General features: G+C 74.9%; 20 protein-coding genes and 1 pseudogene. 15 read left to right on the forward strand and 6 right to left on the reverse strand.

Annotated features, from left to right (window positions below):
* The first annotated feature begins 35 nt into the window (after positions 1-35).
* On the forward strand, positions 36-854 hold the full coding sequence (locus O7602_RS13775; protein ID WP_281589391.1) for a TIGR04222 domain-containing membrane protein: 819 nt from the start codon (positions 36-38) through the stop codon (positions 852-854).
* Positions 855-895: 41 nt separating this feature from the next.
* Here the strand turns inward: O7602_RS13775 and O7602_RS13780 are convergent, their stop codons facing one another.
* Positions 896-1,726, reverse strand: coding sequence for a pentapeptide repeat-containing protein (locus O7602_RS13780; protein WP_281589393.1), 831 nt, complete (start codon positions 1,724-1,726; stop codon positions 896-898).
* A 206-nt stretch (positions 1,727-1,932) separates the two neighbouring features.
* Between O7602_RS13780 and O7602_RS13785 the strand changes: the two genes are divergently transcribed.
* The 5 genes from O7602_RS13785 to O7602_RS13805 all read left to right on the forward strand — a co-directional run bounded on the left by O7602_RS13785 (position 1,933) and on the right by O7602_RS13805 (position 4,843).
* A complete protein-coding gene (locus O7602_RS13785; protein ID WP_281589394.1) occupies positions 1,933-2,241 on the forward strand; it encodes a hypothetical protein in 309 nt (102 codons plus the stop codon).
* A gap of 135 nt (positions 2,242-2,376) precedes the next feature.
* Entirely contained in the window at positions 2,377-2,835 is a 459-nt protein-coding gene (locus tag O7602_RS13790; RefSeq protein ID WP_281589395.1) for an HNH endonuclease, read from the forward strand.
* A gap of 229 nt (positions 2,836-3,064) precedes the next feature.
* Positions 3,065-3,484 carry a nuclear transport factor 2 family protein gene (locus O7602_RS13795; RefSeq protein ID WP_281589396.1) on the forward strand — a complete coding sequence of 140 codons (420 nt, stop codon included), beginning with the start codon at positions 3,065-3,067 and terminating at the stop codon, positions 3,482-3,484.
* 19 nt (positions 3,485-3,503) lie between these two features.
* Positions 3,504-4,280 carry a class I SAM-dependent methyltransferase gene (locus O7602_RS13800; RefSeq protein WP_281589398.1) on the forward strand — a complete coding sequence of 259 codons (777 nt, stop codon included), beginning with the start codon at positions 3,504-3,506 and terminating at the stop codon, positions 4,278-4,280.
* Positions 4,277-4,843 (forward strand): DinB family protein, encoded by a 567-nt coding sequence (locus tag O7602_RS13805; protein WP_281589400.1) that lies wholly within the window; start codon positions 4,277-4,279, stop codon positions 4,841-4,843. The genes O7602_RS13800 and O7602_RS13805 overlap by 4 nt, the downstream gene beginning before the upstream one ends.
* Before the next feature lie 162 nt (positions 4,844-5,005).
* Here the strand turns inward: O7602_RS13805 and O7602_RS13810 are convergent, their stop codons facing one another.
* Entirely contained in the window at positions 5,006-5,884 is an 879-nt protein-coding gene (locus O7602_RS13810) for a 2-dehydropantoate 2-reductase N-terminal domain-containing protein (protein WP_281589402.1), read from the reverse strand.
* Positions 5,885-5,945: 61 nt separating this feature from the next.
* Between O7602_RS13810 and O7602_RS13815 the strand changes: the two genes are divergently transcribed.
* The gene (locus tag O7602_RS13815) at positions 5,946-6,626 is read left to right on the forward strand and encodes a TetR/AcrR family transcriptional regulator (RefSeq protein WP_281589404.1); all 681 of its coding nucleotides are present in this window, start codon (positions 5,946-5,948) and stop codon (positions 6,624-6,626) included.
* Between the two features lie 24 nt (positions 6,627-6,650).
* On the opposite strand, the gene O7602_RS13820 is transcribed toward O7602_RS13815, so the two are convergent.
* The gene (locus O7602_RS13820; RefSeq protein WP_281589406.1) at positions 6,651-7,142 is read right to left on the reverse strand and encodes a DUF1992 domain-containing protein; all 492 of its coding nucleotides are present in this window, start codon (positions 7,140-7,142) and stop codon (positions 6,651-6,653) included.
* A gap of 52 nt (positions 7,143-7,194) precedes the next feature.
* On the opposite strand from O7602_RS13820, the gene O7602_RS13825 reads away from it, so the two are divergent.
* Together O7602_RS13825 and O7602_RS13830 are read left to right on the forward strand one after the other, a co-directional pair.
* Positions 7,195-7,863: an HAD family hydrolase gene (locus tag O7602_RS13825; RefSeq protein ID WP_281589408.1), complete on the forward strand. Its 669-nt coding sequence runs from the start codon at positions 7,195-7,197 to the stop codon at positions 7,861-7,863.
* Positions 7,864-7,950: 87 nt separating this feature from the next.
* A complete protein-coding gene (locus O7602_RS13830; RefSeq protein ID WP_281589410.1) occupies positions 7,951-8,355 on the forward strand; it encodes a DUF1232 domain-containing protein in 405 nt (134 codons plus the stop codon).
* Between the two features lie 31 nt (positions 8,356-8,386).
* Here the strand turns inward: O7602_RS13830 and O7602_RS13835 are convergent, their stop codons facing one another.
* Positions 8,387-8,935, reverse strand: a complete 549-nt coding sequence (locus O7602_RS13835) for a GNAT family N-acetyltransferase (protein WP_281589413.1) — start codon at positions 8,933-8,935, stop codon at positions 8,387-8,389.
* Between the two features lie 100 nt (positions 8,936-9,035).
* Between O7602_RS13835 and O7602_RS13840 the strand changes: the two genes are divergently transcribed.
* Positions 9,036-9,686, forward strand: a complete 651-nt coding sequence (locus O7602_RS13840) for a LysE family translocator (RefSeq protein ID WP_281589414.1) — start codon at positions 9,036-9,038, stop codon at positions 9,684-9,686.
* A 13-nt stretch (positions 9,687-9,699) separates the two neighbouring features.
* Here the strand turns inward: O7602_RS13840 and O7602_RS13845 are convergent, their stop codons facing one another.
* On the reverse strand, positions 9,700-11,709 hold the full coding sequence (locus O7602_RS13845; protein ID WP_281589417.1) for a beta-galactosidase: 2,010 nt from the start codon (positions 11,707-11,709) through the stop codon (positions 9,700-9,702).
* 114 nt (positions 11,710-11,823) lie between these two features.
* Here O7602_RS13845 and O7602_RS13850 point away from each other — a divergent pair.
* The 5 genes and pseudogenes from O7602_RS13850 to O7602_RS13865 form a co-directional block, all read left to right on the forward strand.
* Positions 11,824-13,535 (forward strand): annotated as a pseudogene (locus O7602_RS13850) (TIM-barrel domain-containing protein); the annotation flags it as partial.
* Positions 13,536-13,631: 96 nt separating this feature from the next.
* A complete protein-coding gene (locus tag O7602_RS30960) occupies positions 13,632-14,156 on the forward strand; it encodes a hypothetical protein (RefSeq protein ID WP_348651332.1) in 525 nt (174 codons plus the stop codon).
* A 71-nt stretch (positions 14,157-14,227) separates the two neighbouring features.
* On the forward strand, positions 14,228-15,454 hold the full coding sequence (locus O7602_RS13855) for an ROK family transcriptional regulator (RefSeq protein WP_281589419.1): 1,227 nt from the start codon (positions 14,228-14,230) through the stop codon (positions 15,452-15,454).
* A 241-nt stretch (positions 15,455-15,695) separates the two neighbouring features.
* The gene (locus O7602_RS13860) at positions 15,696-18,119 is read left to right on the forward strand and encodes a glycoside hydrolase family 3 C-terminal domain-containing protein (RefSeq protein ID WP_281589421.1); all 2,424 of its coding nucleotides are present in this window, start codon (positions 15,696-15,698) and stop codon (positions 18,117-18,119) included.
* Entirely contained in the window at positions 18,116-19,132 is a 1,017-nt protein-coding gene (locus tag O7602_RS13865) for a LacI family DNA-binding transcriptional regulator (RefSeq protein WP_281589423.1), read from the forward strand. Before O7602_RS13860 ends, O7602_RS13865 begins: the two co-directional genes overlap by 4 nt.
* On the opposite strand, the gene O7602_RS13870 is transcribed toward O7602_RS13865, so the two are convergent.
* Positions 19,133-19,642: an NUDIX domain-containing protein gene (locus tag O7602_RS13870; protein ID WP_281589425.1), complete on the reverse strand. Its 510-nt coding sequence runs from the start codon at positions 19,640-19,642 to the stop codon at positions 19,133-19,135.
* Positions 19,643-19,649 lie beyond the last annotated feature (7 nt).

The following is a 19,649-nucleotide window of genomic DNA, read 5'->3' on the forward strand; positions in this document are numbered from 1 at the left end:
CCGCCCCCCGAAAACCGCGGGCCATACTTGTCGCCATGCTCTGGGGTGTCAGCGGGCCGCTCTTCCTCCTCGACTACCTGGGCGCGGTCGCCGTGGCCGTCGCGGTCGCCCTGGCGGTACGCGAGTCGACCGGCCGCCGGACCCGCGGCGCGACACCCGACCAGGTCGAGTTGGCGTACCTCACCGACCGGGCGCTACTGGCCTGCCAGGTCGGCGTGGCCGCGCTGCGCCGCGCCGGCGGGGTGAGCGTCGGTGACCTCGCCACCCTCCACGCCGAGGGCCCACCGCCGCACCGGCCGGCCGCCCTGGTCCGCGCCCTGCACACCGCGCTGCGCCGCCCGCAGACCTGGGCCGCGGTCCTCGCCGACCCCGACGTCGGCCGGGCGCTGCGCCGGATGGTCGGCCGGCTGGTCCGCGACGGCTGGCTGCTCACCCGCGCCCAGCGGCGGCGGGTCGCCCTGGGCACCGTGCCCCTGTTCCTGGTCGCCGCGGTCGGCGTGACCCGGCTGCTGGAGAGCGCCGTCGAAGGCCGGACCGCCGGTGGTCCGGCCTCGGTCGCCGGGCTGCTGCTGTGCTGCCTGGCCACCGCGCTCGGCGGTTGGTGGCTGACCGAGGTGCCGGAAACCGGCGCCGCCGCCCGCCGGCTGTTGCGCCGGCTACGCCGTGAGCACGCCGACCTGGACCCCGAACGCCGTCCCACCTGGGCCGGCCGGGACACCGACGCGTTGCTGACCGCGATGGCGCTGTTCGGCCCCCGGCCGCTGCTCGCCGTCGATCCGGCCTTCGCCGTCCAGGTCGGCGTCGACCCGGAGCGCGGCCGTCCCCGCCCGGAGCGCAAACCCGCCCGCCGGTGAGCGGGCCGCCGAGGACGGCGCACCGGTGGTCGTTGCCCCGGTCAGCACTGCCAGGGCGCCGTCGCGCTCCCGCTCGGATCGGGAGTTCCCCTGGCCACGGACAGGTCGAGGTCCGCCGCCGCGGGCAGCGTCGCGCCGTCCAGGTTCACGTTGTCCAGGCGCGCCAGGTCGAGCCGCGCGCCGGACAGGTCGGCGCCGGTGAGATCCGCGCCGGTCAGGTTCGCGTTGGTCAACGCGGCGCAGTGCAGGGAGGTGATCCGCATGCTGACCTCGCGCAGGTCCGCTCCGGCCAGGATGGAGTAGTCGAGATCGGCGCCGCTGAGAACCGCGCCGCGGAAGTCGGCGCCGGTGAGGGTCGTGCGGGCGAGGCGTACGCCGGTGAGGTTCAGTCCGGCGAAGCTGGTGAACGACAGGTCGACGCGCTGTCGGGCGGTGTCGTGCCGGGTGTCACGCCGACCGAGGACCGCGATCGCCGCCAGGATGTCCTCCTCCCGGTGCCGGTAGGCGGAGCGCGGGTCCGCCCCGGCTGAAGCGGTCGGGACAGCGCCGGTGACGGTCCGCCGGTTGGCGTTGTCCCGGATGAAGGCGGCGAGGACCTCGACGATCGTGGGCTGGTCCGCGGGTGAGTCCCGCATCAGGCGTTCAAGCGCATAGATGCCACCGAGGCGCACCTCGGCCGAGGCGCCGCCGAGCTGCTCCACCGACTTGGCGTAGCGGTCGGTCAATTGGCCCTGCCGGGCCTGTTCGGTCTGCCGGTTGGTGGTGACGGCGGAGATGCCGTTGAAGACCAGTGCGCCGAGGGCGGCGACGAGGGCGGTGGCGACCCCCGTCCAGGCGGCCAGGTCGCGGCGAGGCGGGTCGGCGGCGGACACTCGGACGCGACGTAGTCGGCCGGGCCACGGTCCTGGGCGCATACGACCGGGACGTGCTGGCGGCATGGTCACCATTCGACCAGAGGGTCGAGCCCGCGCGTCTCCCCCATCGGGCTCGTTTCGGCGCAGGACCACCCACCGCGGAACGAAAGCGTACGGCCGGCCGGGGTAGGTTTCCTTGTCTTGGGCGCCGGGAAGGCTCCGGCATGGCCGAGACATTCGCGAGCGAAGACCTGAAGACGCTGCGGTCGATGGCGCGTGGGGCCGGGATTTCGGATGCCGAGCGCCTGTCGCACGACGACTTGGTCGAGGTGTTGCGCCGGGCCGGGCTGGCCGACGGCACCCAGGACGACTGGCCCGACCAGTCGGTCGAGGACCCGGCGCACCTGGCGGGGCTGCCCCGCAGCTCCCTGCGGCAGGGTGACGAGAGCACCGGCGGCCGGGCCGCCGAGGAGGCGATCGGTGCCCGGCCCGGCGAGTCGGGCACCGAGATCGACGACCGCACGCAGGGCTGACCGCCCCGGTGAAGCCGCTCCGGCCGGGGTTGGCTCCACCGGGGCGCATGATCGACGCCACCTCGCCGAGGTGGAGGTGTCCCGCTCGCACCGATGCCGCCACCTCGGCGAGATGGCGCTGCCTATGCTCACCGGATGCTGTCTCAGGTGACCGGGCTGTCCCGCCACTTCACCGAGGAGTCGCTGAGGGCCTATCTGCTGGCGCGGTCGCAGCGACTACCAAGCGGCTGCCTCGTCGTGCGTGGCTACGGCAGCCGACGTGGCGTCCACCAGAAGCTTGCCGGTCGGGCCTGGGCGCACGTCGCCGCGTACGCGGTCTTCGTGGGTAGCTACCGGCCCGATCTCGAGGTACGTCACGACTGCGGCGTCCCCGACTGCATCGAGCCGACCCACCTGCGCCAGCTCAGTCACGCCGACAACTGTCGGGAGCGTCGGCAGCCGTCGACGTGCCGTAACGGGCACGACCGGGAGCTCGACCCGGCCACCGGGCGGCTCCGGAGGGTGTGCCGCCGCTGCAACAGCGACGCCCAGCGGCGATGGCGCGAGCGGCGTGCCGCCGAGGTCGCCGCCGCGAAGGCCGGCTACCGGCCCTGAGTTCACGGCGGGACCGATGGCGGGCTGCGCGACCGATTACACCAGGCTGATTACTTACGCACAAGAACTGTCATTATGGTGTGCGTGCGATTTGCGGCTTTCGTGGCGGTGATTTAGCGGATTTTCATTAGCGGTAATTCGCTAAATCAATGCGGAGGCTCGGGCACCCCGCCGGGCCGCGACCGGCACTACGGTTGACCCGTCTACCGCATCCACGAAGGAGGCATCGATGGCAGCGTCGTCGCGGGAGGTCGTCGAACGGGTCCTGCGCGCGGGCCGCGAGCAGGACGTCGAGGCGTTCGTGGCGTCCATGGCCCCGGACGGATACATCGAGTGGCCGTTCCGACCCGCGGGTGTGCCCGGGCGGGTGCGGGGGCGCGCGGAGATCCGCCGACACCTGACCGAGACGGCCGGGACGCTCATCACCTTCGACGAGCACCGCGACGTGGTGACGCACGAGACCACCGACCCCGAGGTGGTCGTCGTGGAGTACGAGGCGGTGGGCACCGTCGTCGCGACCGGCGCGCCGTTCGAGCAGACGGTGATCGCGGTGTTCCGGGTCCGGGACGGCCAGGTCGTGTCGTACCGCGACTACATCAACCCGCTGCCCCTGATGGCGGCGCTGGCCGGGGGCGCGGGCGAGCGCTGAGGCGCACGAGAGGAACACGATGGAACAGCATGAGCTCCGGCACTCCTCGTCGTTCGGCGCGGCGGCGACCGCGTACGCCGAGCACCGCCCGGACTACGCGCAGGCCGCGGTGCGCTGGGCGCTCGACACCGCGCCCGGCCGCCGGGTGCTCGACCTCGGCGCGGGCACCGGCAAGCTCACCGCCACGCTCAACGCGGTCGGCGTCGACGCCATCGCGGTCGAGCCGGACCCGGCGATGCTGGCCGAGCTGCGCCGCGCGCTGCCCGGCGTCCGCGCGCTGCCCGGCAGCGCCGAGGCGATCCCGCTGCCCGACGGCTCCGTCGACGCCGTGGTCGCCGGCAACGCCATGCACTGGTTCGACATGGCCGTGGCCGGTCCCGAGATCGCCCGGGTCCTCGCGCCCGGCGGCGTCCTGGCCGGGCTGTGGAACGTCCTGGACGACCGGGTCGACTGGGTCGCCGGGCTGGCCGAGGTCAGCGGCAGCGCCGCCGTCGGCCCCCGCGACACGCCGGTCGGTTGGCGGGTCGAGACGGCGCGGATGCACCTGCCGATAAACGGCGAACCCGCTCGGTTCGACGCGCCGGAGCAGGCCGAGTTCCCGCACGGGCAGCGCCGTACCGCCGATTCCCTGGTGGCGACGCTCGCCACGCGGGCCGGCATGCTGGTCATGCCGGCAGGCGAACGGCAGCGCACGCTCGGCCGGATCCGCGCGTTCCTGGCCAGCCGGCCGGAAACCGCCGACGGCGAGTTCACCCTCCCGATGCTGACCTGCGTGCTGCGCGTGCGGCGCCGGTGAACGGCACGGACGTCCGCCGCGCCGCCGCCGCGATGACCGCCGCGCTGGGGCCGGTCACCGACCGGGACTGGACGGTACGCGCAGGCGACCTGGACTGGTCGTGCTGGACCACCGCCGCGCACGTCGCGCACGACCTGGCCGGGTACGCCGGTCAGGTCGCCGGTCGTCCCGGCGACGCGTATCTCCCGTTCGACCTGCGCGTACGCCCCGACGCGCGACCGGCCGACGTGCTGGCCGTGGCGACCGCCGCCGCCGGGATGCTGGCCGCCCTGGTGGACAGCGCCGACCCGACGGATCGGGCCTGGCACTGGGGTCCCTGCGATCCGGGCGGCTTCGCCGCGATGGGCGTGGCCGAGACCCTGCTGCACACCCACGACGTGGCCGCCGGCCTTGACCTGGGCTGGTCGATGCCGGCCGGGCTGTGCGCCGGGGTGGTGCAGCGGCTCTTTCCCGACGCGCCGGCCGGCGACCCGGCGTCGGTGCTGCTCTGGCTGACCGGCCGGGCCGCGCTGGGCGAGCAGCCCCGCAGAACGTCGTGGACCTGGCGAGCCGCGATCGGCTGACGCCCCCAACGCCACCGGCTGCGGACGAACAGCGTCCGCGACGTGGCCCGACCGTCTGGCCACGATGCGACGCCCGCGCCTGGCCCGGTTCGCGATCGCCCTCCGGTCGTCAGACCGGGCGGCCGGTCCCCGGCAGGCTCCGTCCCGGCGCATGCGGAGCGTCTACCGCCTTCCCACCTTTGCGGCGGCTCGTAGCTGTTCGGCCGTCCGCGCGAGTTCGGCCGCCTCGGCGGGCGCGGTGTTACTGAGCCCGCTGTGCAGCGCCGCCGAGCTGCGCAGGAAACGCCGCAGCACGGCTACGAGCAGCCCTTCCGGCAGCGTCCGCAACGCACCGAATCCGCGCGGGACCGGCGGGCTCGGCATGGCGGCCAGGTTCTGCCGGATGAGGCCGATCATGTGGCGGATCGCGTCCGGATCGTCGGCCAGCGCCACCGGGCCGCCCGCCGCGTACACCGCCTGCCCGAGCGGCGTCGCGAACGCGGCATGCGTGGTGAGCCAGGCGTCCATCCGCGGCTCGACCTTGACGTTGATGCCGGCGGCGCGGAACGCCCGCGCGATCCGTTCCAGCCGTGGGGTGGCGCGGCCGTCGGGTTCGCCGATCGGCATCGGGGCCAGGCGGTTCAGGAAGGTGGGCGCGCGGTAGCGGACCACGTCACCGTCCATCGTGCCGCCGGCGGTGGGGAAGCCGAGCAGCACCCGCTCGTGGCCGATCACCGCGCCCAGCGGCGCCGCGCCGGCTGCCCAGTTGACCAGGAACAGCACGTCGCCTTCGAGGCCGGCGAGTGACTCCAGCACCGCGTCCACCTGATGCGCGCGGACGACGACGACGATCAGGTCGTACGCACCGTCCGGGTGCTCGACCACCGGCACCGGCACCCGCCGGACGGTCGGGCTGGTCTGCTCGGCGAGCCGCACGCCGTGCCGGCGCAGGGCGGCCAGGCGCTCGCCCCGGGCCAGGAGCGACACGTCGTGCCCGGCCTCGTGCAGGTGGGCGGCGAGCAGGCTGCCGCACACCCCGGCGCCGTACACCAGCAGTTTCATGTCTATCCCACCCAGTCATTCATACGTCCGTTTAAATCGTACGTCTGTAGAGTAGCTGCTCATGGGGTCATCCGATACCCGCACCCAGATCCTCGACGCGGCCGAGCACCTGTTCGCCGAGCACGGCTACCGTGGTGCCTCGATCCGCGCGATCACCGACCGCGCCGGAGCGAACCTGGCCGCCATCGGGTACCACTTCGGCTCGAAGGCGGAACTCCTGGCCGCGGTCGCCCGCCGGGTGATCGAGCCGATCACCGCCGCGCAGGCCGCCGGCCTCGACCGGGTGCTCGCCGAGACCCCGGACCCGCCCGTCGCCGACCTGGTGGAGGCGTTCGCGGGGCCGCTGTTCGACCGGATGCGGGCCGGCGACGAGGGCGGTGCCCGGACGTCCCGGCTGATCGTGATGATCCTCAGCGATCCCGCCGAGGAGGTGCGCAACTGGACCGGCCCAGCCACGGACACGGTCCGCGACCGTTTCGTGGCGGCCTTCGAGCGCGCCCTGCCCGGCCTCCCCCAGGAAGAGCTGTGGTTCCGGATGCGGGGGATCCTCGCCGTGACCGCCGTGGACCGCGTCGGGGTCTACCACCAGGATCCTCCGGCCAGCCTCCCCCCGGAAACGGGCCAGGCCGCCCGGAACTGGGCGATCACGTTCCTGACCGCGGCGATGAGCGCGCCACCGACCGGACCTGACGTCTCGGGACGGCCGCGGTCGGCGGCCGGACCGTGTGACCGGAGACCATGACGATGCGGTGAACCGGGGCGGGTTTCAGCGGCGCCACCAGCGCCACCGCCGCCGGGTCCGCGCCGGACGGGCGACGTGCGGCACCGGTTCGACGGCCGTGGCCGGGACGGCGCGCTGCCGGTCGGCCCGCCAGCGGCGTACCACCTCGTCGACGTCGACCGGGCGGACCACCACGCGCGGGCCGGTGGGGGTGCGCAGCCAGGCCACCACCTCGGCGTTGAGCACCGCCACGTACGACCGGACCGCCTCCTCGGTGGGCAGGTCCCGCACCTCGTCGGGGAGCTGCTCGATGCGCCGGCGCAGTTGCAGCGGGGTGGGCAGCATCAGGTCCGACGGGATCTGCTCCCGCTCCATGAAACCTCGGATCCACCAGCCCTCGTCGTAGGGCGCGTCCCGGCCCGGGATCGGCTTGCCGGCGCCCGGCAGGTTGTCGAACTCCCCACGCTCCTGGGCCGAGCGGATCTGCGCCTCGACCGCGGCCTCCCAGCCGTACGTCACCGCCGTCACCTCCCGCATACACCGTATCCGGCCCGGGCGGATCGATCGAACCGTGATCTACTGTGCGACCATGCAGCGACTGGCGTTGTTCGACCTCGATGACACACTCATCGACCGTCAGGCGGCGTTCCGGGCATGGGCGGAAGAGTTCGTGACCGATCGTGGGCTTGACGACAAGGCCCTGACCTGGCTGATCGCCACCGACGCACACATGTCCGGCCCCCGAGGCCCCTTCTTCGCCGCGGTCCGCGACGAATTCGCGCTCCGGCAGGCCGCCGGGGACCTCTGGCAGCAGTACCGCCGGCGCATGCCCGAGTTGGTCTCCTGCCGAGCCGAGGACCGCGACGCGCTCCGGCAGCTGCGCGCGGCGGGCTGGCGCATCGGGATCGTGACCAACGGCATGGCCGACAACCAGCAGGGGAAGATCCGCCGTACCGGGTTGGACGCCCTCGTCGACGGCTGCTGCATCTCCGACGAGGTGGGCATCCGCAAGCCTGATCCGACGATCTTCCAGATCATCGCGCAACGATGCGGGACATCCACGCAGCGCGGTGGGTGGATGGTCGGCGACGACCTGACACTCGACATCGCCGGCGGTCACGGCGCCGGCCTGCACACGATCTGGTTGCGACCGACCCGAACGTTTCAGGAGTTCACGGGCCCCGCACCCGACTTCACCACCGCCACCGTGACCGACGCGGTCCAGATCCTTCTGACGCGGGACCTGCCTGCCGGCTGATGGTGCAGGTGCACCGGCGCGTCGCGATCAAGGCGGAACCCGGCCGGCTGCGCGTAGTGTGCCGGCGGACGAGAGAAGGGCGGTGGCGTGCGGGACTGGCTGGTCGGACTCGCGGTGGCGGCGGCCGGCGTGGTCGCGGGTTGGGCGGTGCTGGTGTTGCTGGCCCGACGGCTGCCGCCGGGGCCGCTGCGGGACCTGGCCGCGTTCCTGCCCGACTGTCTGACCACGGTGCGCCGCCTGCGCCGCGACCCGCGGGTGCCGCGCCGGGCCCGGGTCGCGATCGTCGTCGCCGCGATCTGGTTGGCGAGCCCGATCGACCTGATCCCGGAGTTCCTGCCGGTGATCGGCCCGCTTGACGACGTCGTCGTGGTCGCCCTCGCCCTGCGCTATGCCGGGCGGCAGGTGCCCCGGCAGGTGCTGCTCGACGCGTGGCCGGGTGAGCCTCGGCTGCTGCTGCGCCTGCTCGGCGACGCCGGGGCACGTCGCCGGTGACGCGACGCCGGGGCACGTCGCCGGCGCCGGTTCAGGGCAGCCGGCGTACGTGCCGGTGGCCGTCGCGGGGGAACGGCGGGCGGGCCGGCAGCACCTCGGTGAAGGCGTACCCGCTCTTCTCCGCCACCCGGCAGGAGGCCGGGTTGTCGACCTGGTGGAACAGCTCCATGCGGGTCAGGCCGGCGGCGGCGAACCGGGTGAACGCCCATCCGGTGACCGCGTCGACCGCGCGGGGCGCGACGCCGCGCCCGCGGGCCGGGGCGGCGGTCCAGTAGCCGACCTCGGCGGCCGGGCAGCCGGGTCGGACCTCCTTGAGCACCACGCACGCCACCAGCCGCTCCCCCGCCGGCTCGGGTTCCAGCACGGCGAAGCTGAACCGGCGGTCGGCGGCCCAGCCCTGCCGGGCGCGGCGCAGGAACGCCCGCGCCTCGGCCCGGGTGGTCACCGGCCAGCGGGTCCAGGCGCGCAGCACCGGATCCCGGTACGCCTCCAGCAACGCCTCGGCGTCGCCGTCGCGCCACGGTCGCAGCAGCAGGCCGGGCGCGGTCGGGGTGGCGGCGGCGGACAGCACGACGGGCATCTGTCGAGTGTCGCGCGTCACCGGCCCCGGCCGCGAGCCCGGACCTCCCGGCGGCGGCGGGCGGCGTAGGGTCCGGGCAGGGTCTACGGCGGGAGGCGGCGTGGTCACGTTCGGTGCGGTGATGGGGATCGCCCTGGTGGCGCTCGGTCTGGTGCTCACGCCCGGGCCGAACATGGTCTATCTGGTGTCCCGCTCGGTCACCCAGGGGCGGCGGGCCGGTCTGGTGTCGCTGCTCGGGGTGGCGGTCGGTTTCCTGGTCTACCTGGCCGCCGCGGTGGCCGGCATCGCCACCGTGTTCGTGCTGGTCCCGCCGCTCTACACGGCGGTGAAGCTGGCCGGCGCGGCATACCTGCTCTGGCTGGCGTGGCGGACGCTGCGCCCGGGCGGCCGGTCGGCGTTCACGCCGCTGCCGTTGCCGCCGGACCGGCCCCGGCGCCTGTTCACCATGGGTCTGGTGACCAACCTGCTGAACCCGAAGATCGCCATCCTGTACGTGTCGCTGCTGCCGCAGTTCGTCGATCCGGCGCGCGGGCACGTGGCGGTGCAGAGCCTGCTGCTCGGGGCGACCCAGATCGGCATCGCGCTGACCGTGAACGCGGTGATCGTGCTCAGCGCCGGCGCGGTGTCGACGTTCCTCACCCGCCGCCCGGCCTGGGCGCGCCTGCAGCGGTACGTGATGGGCACCGTGCTGGCCGGGCTCGCGGTGCGGATCGCCGCCGACCGCTCCCGCGCCGCCGTCGCCACGCCCTGAGGCGGTACGCGGGTCAGCCGGGCGGTTCGCGCAGCACCGCCACGCCGCCGGGCGGCACGGTGACCGCGTCGTCGACCGGCGCATCGGTGAGCAGTTCGTGTCCGGTGGCCGGCACCCGCTGCGGCCGGTCGGTGTGGTTGAGCAGGAACAGCCAGCTCCGGTCGCCGTCGCGGCGGCGGACCGCCTCGACGCCCGGCGGGGCCGCCGGGCAGGTCGGGACGACGCCGGCGAGCCGGGCCGCGTCGACGAGCAGCCGGCGGTACGTGTCGTCGTCGGGTCGGGTGGAGACGTACCAGGTGCGGGCGGCGCCGATCCGGTGGCGGGTGACCGCGGGGCGGCCGTCGAGCACCCCGCCGATGTACGCGGTGACCGTCTCGGCGCCGGCCAGGTGCACCGTCTCGGACCAGATCCGGCCGATCCCGCCGCTGGTCAACGGCACCCGTTCGTCGTCGGCGAGGGGGTGGAACTCCTCCACCCGCACGCCGAGCAGGTCCCGGTAGGCGCCGGGGTAGCCGCCGAGGCGGATCCGGGCGTGTTCGTCGGCGACGCCGCTGAGCCAGGTGACGAGCAGGTGCCCGCCGGCGTGGACGTGCCGGCGTACCCAGTCGGCGGTGGCGTCGGAGGCCAGGTAGAGGGCGGGGAGCACGAGCAGCCGGTGCCCGTCGAGCGGGTCGCCCGGCATCACCAGGTCGGCGGTGATGCCGGCGTGCCACAGCGTCCGGTGCGCGGCGGCCACCTCGCCGGGGTGGTCGAGGCCGTCGCGGGGCATCCCCGGGTGGCGCAGCGCCCAGCCGCTGGCGGCGTCGTACGCGATCGCCACCCGCGCCTGCACGTGGCCGGTCGCGGTCCCTTCGAGCCGGCGCAGCGCGGCGCCGAGGTCACTGGCCTCGCGGAACACGCGGGTGTCCGCGCCGGCGTGGGACACCACCGCGGAGTGGAACCGTTCCGCGCCGCCGGCCGGGGCGCGCCACTGGAAGAACATCACCCCGGCGGAGCCGCGGGCCACGTGGGCGAGGCTGTGCCGGGTCATCCGGCCGGGTTCCTTGGTGTGCATCCGCCCGGCGGTGTGGATCTGGTTGGGGGCGCTCTCCATCAGCAGCCACGGCGCGGGTCGGCCGGCGCCGTGGCGGGCCCAGCCGCGGGCGAGGTCGGCGGCGAGCGCGGTCTGTTCCTCCGCGCCCCGGTCGACCCGCGTCGGGTAGTGGTCGACGGCGACCACGTCGACCTCGCGCGCCCACCGGGCGTGGTCGACCGGCACCCAGTCGCCGAGGACGTAGTTGGTGGTCACCGGCACCGACGGGTTCGCCGCCCGCAGCAGGTCCCGCTGTTCGGTGTACGCCGACAGCAGGGTGTCGGACCAGAAGCGGCGGAAGTCGAGCAGGTGGCCGGGGTTGCCCAGGTACTGGGTGGCGCGGGGCGGGCCGATCTGCGCCCAGTCGGAGTAGTGCTGGCTCCAGAAGCTGGTGACCCAGGCGTCGTTGAGCGCGTCGAGGTCGCCGTGGCGGTCGGTGAGCCAGCGGCGGAACGCGGCCTCGACGTGCGGGCAGTGGCAGGTGGTGCCGTACTCGTTGTGCACGTGCCACAGCGCCAGCGCGGGGTGGTGGGCGTACCGGGCGGCGAGCACCTCGGCGATGCGGCGGGCGGCGGCGCGGTAGGCGGGCGCGGCGGCGCAGTAGGTGTCCCGGCTGCCGTGGTGCAGGCGTACCCCGTCGGCGGTGACCGGCAGCGCGCCGGGGTGGTTGAGGGTGAACCAGGGCGGTGGGGAGGCGGTGGGCGTGGCCAGGGCGGCCCGGATGCCGTTGTCGTGCAGCAGGTCCAGCACCCGGTCGAGCCAGTCGAGGGTGTAGCGGCCGGGGGCGGGTTCGAGGCGGGACCAGGCGAACACGCCGACGGTGACCAGGTCGACGCCGGCCGCGCGCATCAGGGCGACGTCGTCGCGCCACACCTCGGGCGGCCACTGCTCCGGGTTCCAGTCGCCGCCGTAGCGGAGCCCGCCGTCGCTCCACAGCGCTTTAGTTGTCATCTGCGCCAAAGTAGGAACAGGTGGGGCGGAAAGTCAATGCCGTCGATCATTGACAGTTAGTTGTGGTTCCAAAGAAACTTGCGGGACCGCCCGTGTCGCCGCGAGGAGACGCCCATGCCGTACCGCCCGCCGCTGGTCCCGTACGAGACGTTCGTGGCCGACCCGCCCGACCTGCCGGTCCGCGCCCCCGGTGAGGAGGGCGCCGACGACGTGCTGCGGGCGCGCGTGGCCGCGACCGACCCGCACGGTGTCACGCTCACCGTCACCTGCGGCTCCGGTCGCACGCTCGTCGGCCGCGTCGAGGCCGCCGGGGACGGGATCCTGCGGGTACGCCTGACCGACGACCTCTCCGTGCGCAGCCGCTCCGCCCGCGCGCTGGACCTGACCCGGCCGCAACCGCACCCGGCCGAGGTCACCGTGGACGAGACGTACGCGCGGGTGGACGCCGGCGCCGTGGTCGCCGAGATCCGCCTCGACCCGTGGGGGCTGCGTTTCCTCGCCGCGGACGGTCGGCTGTTGCTGGCCGGCGACAGCGGCACCCGGGACATCAGCGGCCGGCGACGCACCCTGCCGTTGGGTCGCTCCACCGTCGACGGCGAGCCGGTCGCCTGGCACGAGAGCTTCGTCGCACCCGGCGACGAGCGGTTCGTCGGCTTCGGGGAGAAGTTCACCCCGCTGGACAAGCGCGGCCAGCGGCCCCTGATGTGGAACTTCGACGCGTTCGGCGGCGAGTCCGACCGGTCACACAAGAACGTGCCGTTCTACCTGTCCGACCGCGGTTACGGCGTGCTCGTCGACAGCGGGCTGCCGGTGCAGTTCGACGTCTGCACCAGCACCCACAGCAGCGTGCAGCTGCTGGTCCCGGACGACCTGCTCGACTACTACGTGCTGGCCGGCCCGACCCCGGCGCAGGTCCTGGACCGGCTCGACGCGCTCACCGGCCGGCCGTACCTGCCGCCGAAGTGGGCGTTCGGCGCGTGGATCTCCTCCGGGTTCTTCCCGGACAGCGAGCAGCGCGTGCGGGAGCGGGCCCGGCTGATCCGGGACCGGGGCATCCCCTGCGACGTGCTGCACCTGGACTGCTACTGGCAGGTCGCCGGGCGCTGGTCGGAGCTGCGCTGGGACGAGCAGGCGTTCCCCGACCCGGCCGGGATGCTCAAGGACCTCGCCGAACAGGGCTTCCGGGTGTGCCTGTGGATGAACCCCTACCTGATGACCGGCAGCCCGCTCTACGCCGAGGCGGAGGCCGCCGGCTACTTCCTGCGCCGCCCCGACGGCGCCACGTACGTCGCCGACACCTGGCACGGCAGCTACCCGGTCTGCGCCATCGTGGACCTCACCACCCGGCGGCGGTGCGCTGGTTCCAGGGCTTGCTGCGCCCCCTGCTGGCCCAGGGCGTCGCGGTTTTCAAGACCGACTTCGCCGAGGCCGTACCCGCCGACGCGGTGGCGCACAACGGCATGAGCGGCGTCGAACTGCACAACGTCTACGCGCTGCTGTTCAACGACGTGGTCGCCGACGTCACCGAGGAGGTCGCCGGGCACCGCACGGTCTGGGCGCGCTCGTCGTACCTGGGCGGGCAGCGGCACAGCGCGCAGTGGGGCGGCGACGTCAACGCCACCTGGCCGGGCATGGCCAGCACGCTGCGCGGCGGGCTGTCCCACGGGCTGTCCGGGGTGCCGTTCTGGAGCCACGACACCGGCGGGTTCCACGGCACCCCGGAACCCGACCTGTACGTGCGCTGGACCCAGTTCGGCGCACTGTCGCCGCTGGTCCGGCTGCACGGCACCACCAGCCGCCTGCCCTGGGACTTCCCGCCCGAGGCGGAACGCCACGCGGTGGCCGCGCTGCGGCTGCGTTACCGGCTGCTGCCGTACCTGTGGTCGGCGGCCGTGGCCGCGGCCCGCACCGGCGCCCCGATGATGCGGGCGCTGCTCGTCGACACCCCCGACGACCCGACCGCCTGGACCAGCGACCTCCAGTACCGCCTCGGCACCGACCTGCTGGTGGCGCCGGTGCTCGACCCGTGCGGGGAGCGCGCCGTCTACCTGCCGGCCGGTGACGACTGGCTGGACGCGGCCACCGGGCAGCGGCACGCCGGCGGCCGGCACCTGCGGGTACGCGTGCCGCTCGACCGGCTGCCGCTGTACGTGCGTCGGGGCGCGCTGGTGCCGGTGGCGCCGCCCGCGACGACCGTCGCCGAGGGCCCGTTCCGTGAGGTCACACTCGTCTCGTGGGGTGGCGTCGACGGGGTGGGCGTGGTGCACGACGACGGCGGCGACACCACGGTCACCGCCACCCGCGACGGCGACACGCTGCGGGTCCGGGTGGACGGGCCGCTCGACGTCCGCCGGGTCAGCGTGGTCGGCGCGGACGCGCCGCGCCGGATCACGCTCAACGGCGAACCGGTGCCGGTGACTCCGTTCGAGCCCTGGTTCGGCACCTGACGGGCGCCGCGCCTATTTAGTTTAAGCTGTAGCCGAACTCGATGGTCGGCGGCGCGGGAGGCGGGCACCACGTGATCAGCATCGACCGGCCGGTCCAGACGGCCGACCTCGGCGACGTGCGGGTGGCCAACCGGGCGGTGGTGCTGCGCCACGTGCGCCGGCACGCGCCCTGCTCCCGCGCCGACGTGGCCGCGCACACCGGGCTCAACAAGGCCACCGTCTCCAGCTTGGTCAGCGAGCTGATCGAGCACCGGCTGCTGCGCGAGACCGGGCTGACCGAGAACCGGGTCGGCCGGCCGGCCACCATGCTCGTGCTCGACGGCTCCCGATACGTCGGGCTCGGCCTGCAGATCGGCGCCGACGAGCTGGTCGTGGTCGCCGCCGACCTGACCGGCGGGCCGCTGCTCACCTGGCGGCGGGCGTTCGCCGCCGCGACCGCCGGCCCGCAGGAGACGGTACGGGCGCTCGCCGCGCTGACCCGCCGGGCGGTCACCCGGATCACCGGCGCGGACCGCACCGTGCTCGGCCTCACCGTGGGCGTGCCCGGACTCGTCGACGCCGCCGGCGCCGTGCCGGCCGCGCCCGCGCTGGGCTGGCGCGATGTGCCGCTCGCCGCCGAGCTGCGCCGCGCGCTGCACGATCCCGGCTTCCCCGTCGGCGTCGACACCGACGCCAACCTCGCCGCCTGCGCCGAGCTGCGGCACGGCCCGTACGCCGGCACGGCCGACCTGGTGCATCTGACCGGCGGGCTGGCCATCGGCGCCGGCCTGGTCAGCGGCGGCCGGCTGCTGCGCGGCGGCCGGGGCTTCGCCGGCGAGATCGGTCACCTGCCCGTGCTGGCCGGCGCACCCGACGGGCCGGCGTGCCGGTGCGGCCGGCAGGGCTGCCTGACCGCGCTCGCCGGCGTGGACGCCGTGGTCCGCCGTCTGCTGCCCGACGCGGCGCTGGACGGCCCGATCACCGACTACCTGCCGGAGATCGAACGGATCCAGGCCCTCGCCCGCGCCGGTGACGAGCCGGTGCGTGCCGGGCTCACCGAGATCGGCCGGCAGCTCGGGCAGGCGGTGTCCGTCCTGGTCGACCTGCTCGACCCGGAGGTCGTCGCCGTCGGCGGGCACCTGGCGGCGCTCGCGCCGTGGCTGCTGCCGGCCGCCCGCGCCGAACTGGCCGCCCGCAGCGCCGGACCACCGGCCACGGTCCGGATCGAGGCCAGCGCGTTGGGGTCCGCGGCCAGCGCGCTCGGTGGCGCCACCGCCGCGCTGGCCACAGTGGAGGCCGGGCAACTGCCTGCCGCGTGACTCTTGACCGCGCCGCCGCCGGGTGCCAACCTCGGAAGCGCCGCCACCGGGACCGGGCACTTCCGCGGGCGGCGTGTTCTCCGGCGGTTGTCGAAGCGCTTCACCAACGCTCCGGGCCGACCCCGCCGGCCCCACCACCACCCGCTTACACGCGCGTGCGCGCCGCCGACCACCGACTCGTCCGTCGAAGCGCTTCGACGGGCGGAGCGGGCGCCCGCACGCCCACCCGGAGGCGCCCGACATGACCGACCGCACCCCGCACCACCGGCTGGACGACCTGCTCGCCCGGCTCACCGTGCCGGAGAAGCTCGGCCTGCTGCACCAGTGGCAGGCCCCGGTCCCCCGACTCGGCCTGCCCGCGTTCCGCACCGGCACCGAGGCGTTGCACGGCGTGGCCTGGCTCGGCGAGGCCACCGTGTTCCCGCAGGCGCTCGGCCTCGCCGCCAGTTGGAACCCGGACCTGATCCGGGCCGTCGGCGCCGCCGCCGGCGACGAGGTGCGCGCCAAGCACCGGGCCGACCCGCGGCGGGTCGGCCTGAACGTGTGGGCGCCCGTGGTCAACCCGCTACGTGACCCCCGGTGGGGCCGCAACGAGGAAGGCTGGTCCGAGGACCCCTGGTTGACCGGCCACCTCGCCACCGCCTACGCGCGCGGGCTGCGCGGCGACCACCCGACGCTCCTGCGGACCGCACCGACCCTCAAGCACTTCCTGGGCTACAACAACGAGACCGACCGGGCCGTCACCTCCAGCGACCTGCCGCCGCGCGTGCTGCACGAGTACGAGCTGCCGGCCTTCCGCGCGCCGCTGGCCGCCGGCGCGGCGGTGGCCGTGATGGCGTCGTACAACCTGGTCGACGGCGTGCCGGCGCACCTGAGCCCACTGATCAACGGCGAGCTGCGCGGCTGGGCCGACGACGAGGTCATGGTGGTCGGCGACGCCGGGGCGGTCGGCAACATCGCCGGCGTGCAGAAACACCTGCCCGACCACGTGACCGGCTTCGCCGCCGCGCTGCGCGCCGGCGTGGACAGCTTCACCGAGGACGACGAGGACCCCGCGCCCACCGTCGACCGGCTCACCGAGGCGCTGGCGCGCGGGCTGATCAACGAGTCCGACGTGGACCGGGCGGTCCGGCGGATCCTGTCGGTCCGGCTGCGCCTGGGCGACCTCGACCCGCCCGGCCACGACCCGTACGCCGACGTGCCGGCCGACGTGGTGAACTGCCCGGCCCACCGGGAACTCGCCCGCGAGGCCGCCCGCCAGTCGATCGTGCTGCTGTCCAACGACGGGCTGCTGCCCCTTCCGGCCGACCTGCAGGTCGCGGTCCTCGGCCCGCTCGCCGACACGGTGCTCACCGACTGGTACAGCGGCACCCTGCCGTACGCGGTCAGCCCGTACGCCGGGTTGCTCGGGCGGCTGCCGGAGGTGACCACCCACCCGGGCGCGGACCGGGTCGCGTTGCGCGTCGACGGCCGGGCGGTGCGCGGCGCCGACGGCGGGCCGCTGGCGTTGGCCGACGCGGCGCCCACCGAGTTCGACGTGGTCGACTGGGGCCACGGGGTGGTCGCGCTGCGCGCGGTCGACTCCGGCCGGTACGTCGGCGCGGACGAGGCCGGCGCGCTCGTCGTCGACCGGCCCGGTCCGGGTGGCTGGGTGGTCCGCGAGACGTTCCGCCCGCAGCACCGGCCCGACGGCACCGCGCTGCTGCACCACCTGGCCACCGGGCGGCACGTCGGCGTCGCTCCGGACGGCCGGCTCAGCGTCACCACCGGCGACCCCGCCGCGTTCACGGTGGAGCTGCGCGTCGACGGCGCCGCCGAGGCCGCCGCGTTGGCCGCCGCCGCCGACGTGGCCGTGGTGGTGCTCGGCAACCATCCGATGGTCAACGGCCGGGAGACCGAGGACCGGGCCGACCTGACCCTGCCCAGCGGCCAGCAGGAGCTGCTGCGCGCCGTGCACGCGGCGAACCCGCGCACCGTGCTGGCGCTGACCAGCAGCTACCCGTACGCGGTCGGCTGGGCGCGGGAGCACCTGCCGGCGGTGGTGTGGAGCGCCCACGGCGGGCAGGAGCACGGTAACGCGCTCGCCGACGTGCTGCTCGGCGCGGAGGACCCGGGTGGCCGGCTCACCCAGACCTGGTACGCCGACACCGCCGAGCTGCCCGACCTGCTCGACTACGACGTCATCGGCGCCGACGCCACCTACCTCTACCACCGGGGGGAGCCGCTGTACCCGTTCGGCCACGGACTCAGCTACGGCCGGTTCGACTACGCTGATCTCCGGTTGAGCACCGCGACGGCGCAGGCCGGCGAGGAGGTCGAGGTGAGCGTCGAGGTCACCAACACGGGCCGCCGCCCGGGCACCGAGGTGGTGCAGCTCTACACCCGTCAGCGACGCTCCCGGGTCAAGCAGCCGCTGCGGCAGTTGCGCGACTTCGCCCGGGTCACCCTGGAGCCGGGCTGCGCGGCCCGGGTGACGCTGCGGCTGCGTACCGCCGAACTGTGCTGGTGGGACGCCGACCGCGCCGCGGCGGTGGTGGAGGACGCCACCCACTCGGTGCTGGTCGGCCGCTCCGCCCGCGACGTGCGGCTGGTCGGGGCGCTCACCGTGACCGGCGGCGACGTGCCGGTCGGGTCGGTGGCGCGGCGCTGCGGGGTCGCCCGGTGAGCGGCCGGGCGGCCGGCGAGCAGGTGACCATCGCCGACGTGGCCCGCCACGCCGGGGTGGCGGCGAGCACCGTGTCGTACGTGCTCAGCGGCAAGCGCACCATTTCGGCGACCACCCGCGGCCGGGTGCTGGCGAGCGTCCGGGCCCTGGGCTACCACCCGAACGCCGGGGCGCGGGCGTTGGCCAGCCGCAAGGCCAACGTGATCGCGCTGGTGCTGCCGTTGCGCACCGGCATGCAGGTGCCGGTGGTGATGCGGTTCGCGACCGCGGTGGTCACCACCGCCCGCCGCTACGACCACGACGTGCTGCTGGTCACCGCCGACGAGGGCCCGGCCGGGCTGCACCGCATCGCCGGCAGCGCGCTCGTCGACGGTGTGCTGCTGATGGACGTGGAGTTGGAGGACTCCCGGGTGCCGCTGCTGCGGGAGTTGGCGCTGCCGGGCGTGCTGATCGGGCATCCGGCCGACAGCACCGGCCTGGCCTGTGTGGACCTGGACTTCCGGCGGGCCGGGGAGCTGTGCGTGGAGCACCTGGCGGCGGCCGGGCACCGCCGCGTCGCGTTGCTCGGCGCCCCGGCCGCCGTCTACGACCGGGGCACCGGTTTCGCCCACCGCACCCGCGACGGGGTGGTGGCCGCCGCCGCACGGCTCGGCGTGGACGCGGTGACCCGGTCCTGCGAGGAGGGTCCGGCGGCGGTGCGCCGGGACCTGGCGGCGCTGCTGGACGCGCATCCCGACGTCACCGGGCTGGTGGTGCAGAACGAGTCGGCGGTCGGCCCGGTGCTGGCGGCGCTGCCGTTGCTGGGTCGCCGGGTGCCGCAGGACGTGGCGGTGGTCGCGGTCTGCCCCGACGAGCTGGCCGAGCCGTCCGGGTTGACCTGCGTGCCGGTGCCGGCCGAGGAGGTGGGCCGGCAGGCGGTGACGTTGCTGATGCGGCGTCTGCGCGACGAGCCGGTGCCGGAGGTGACGTTGTTGGAGCCCCGGTTGACCGTGCGCGACACCAGCGTCGGGTGATCAGAGGTTGTCCGGGCGGCGCAGCGCCGGATGGTGCTCCCCGGGCGCCGCGTACCAGGGCGTGGCGCCGTCGGTCAGCGCGGAGTCGATCCGCAGCCGGGCCCAGTCGTCGAGGTCGGGCAGCGCGTCGGGGGTGAACCAGGCCACCGCGAGGGACTCGTCGCCGTCGGCGGTGGGCGCCCCGCCGACGGCCCGGCACCGGAACCACACGTTGAGGTATTCGCAGGCGTCGCCGTTGGGGTAGACCACCGGGTGGGTGGCCACCCCGGCCAGCCGGTCGACGGCCACGTCGACGCCGGTCTCCTCCCGGACCTCGCGCACCAGCGCGTCGGCGGGCTGCTCGCCCGGGTCGACGGTGCCGGCCGGCACCGACCAGCGGCCGTTGTCGCCCCGGCGGGCCAGCAGCACCCGCCCCGCGTCGTCGGTCACCACGGCGCTGACCCCGTAGAGCATGAGCAGGTCGTGGCCGACGTGTTGACGCAGCCGGGCGATGTAGGGCGACACGGGCATGGCGAGC

It is taken from the genome of Micromonospora sp. WMMD1128 (assembly GCF_027497235.1).
Lineage (GTDB): Bacteria > Actinomycetota > Actinomycetes > Mycobacteriales > Micromonosporaceae > Micromonospora.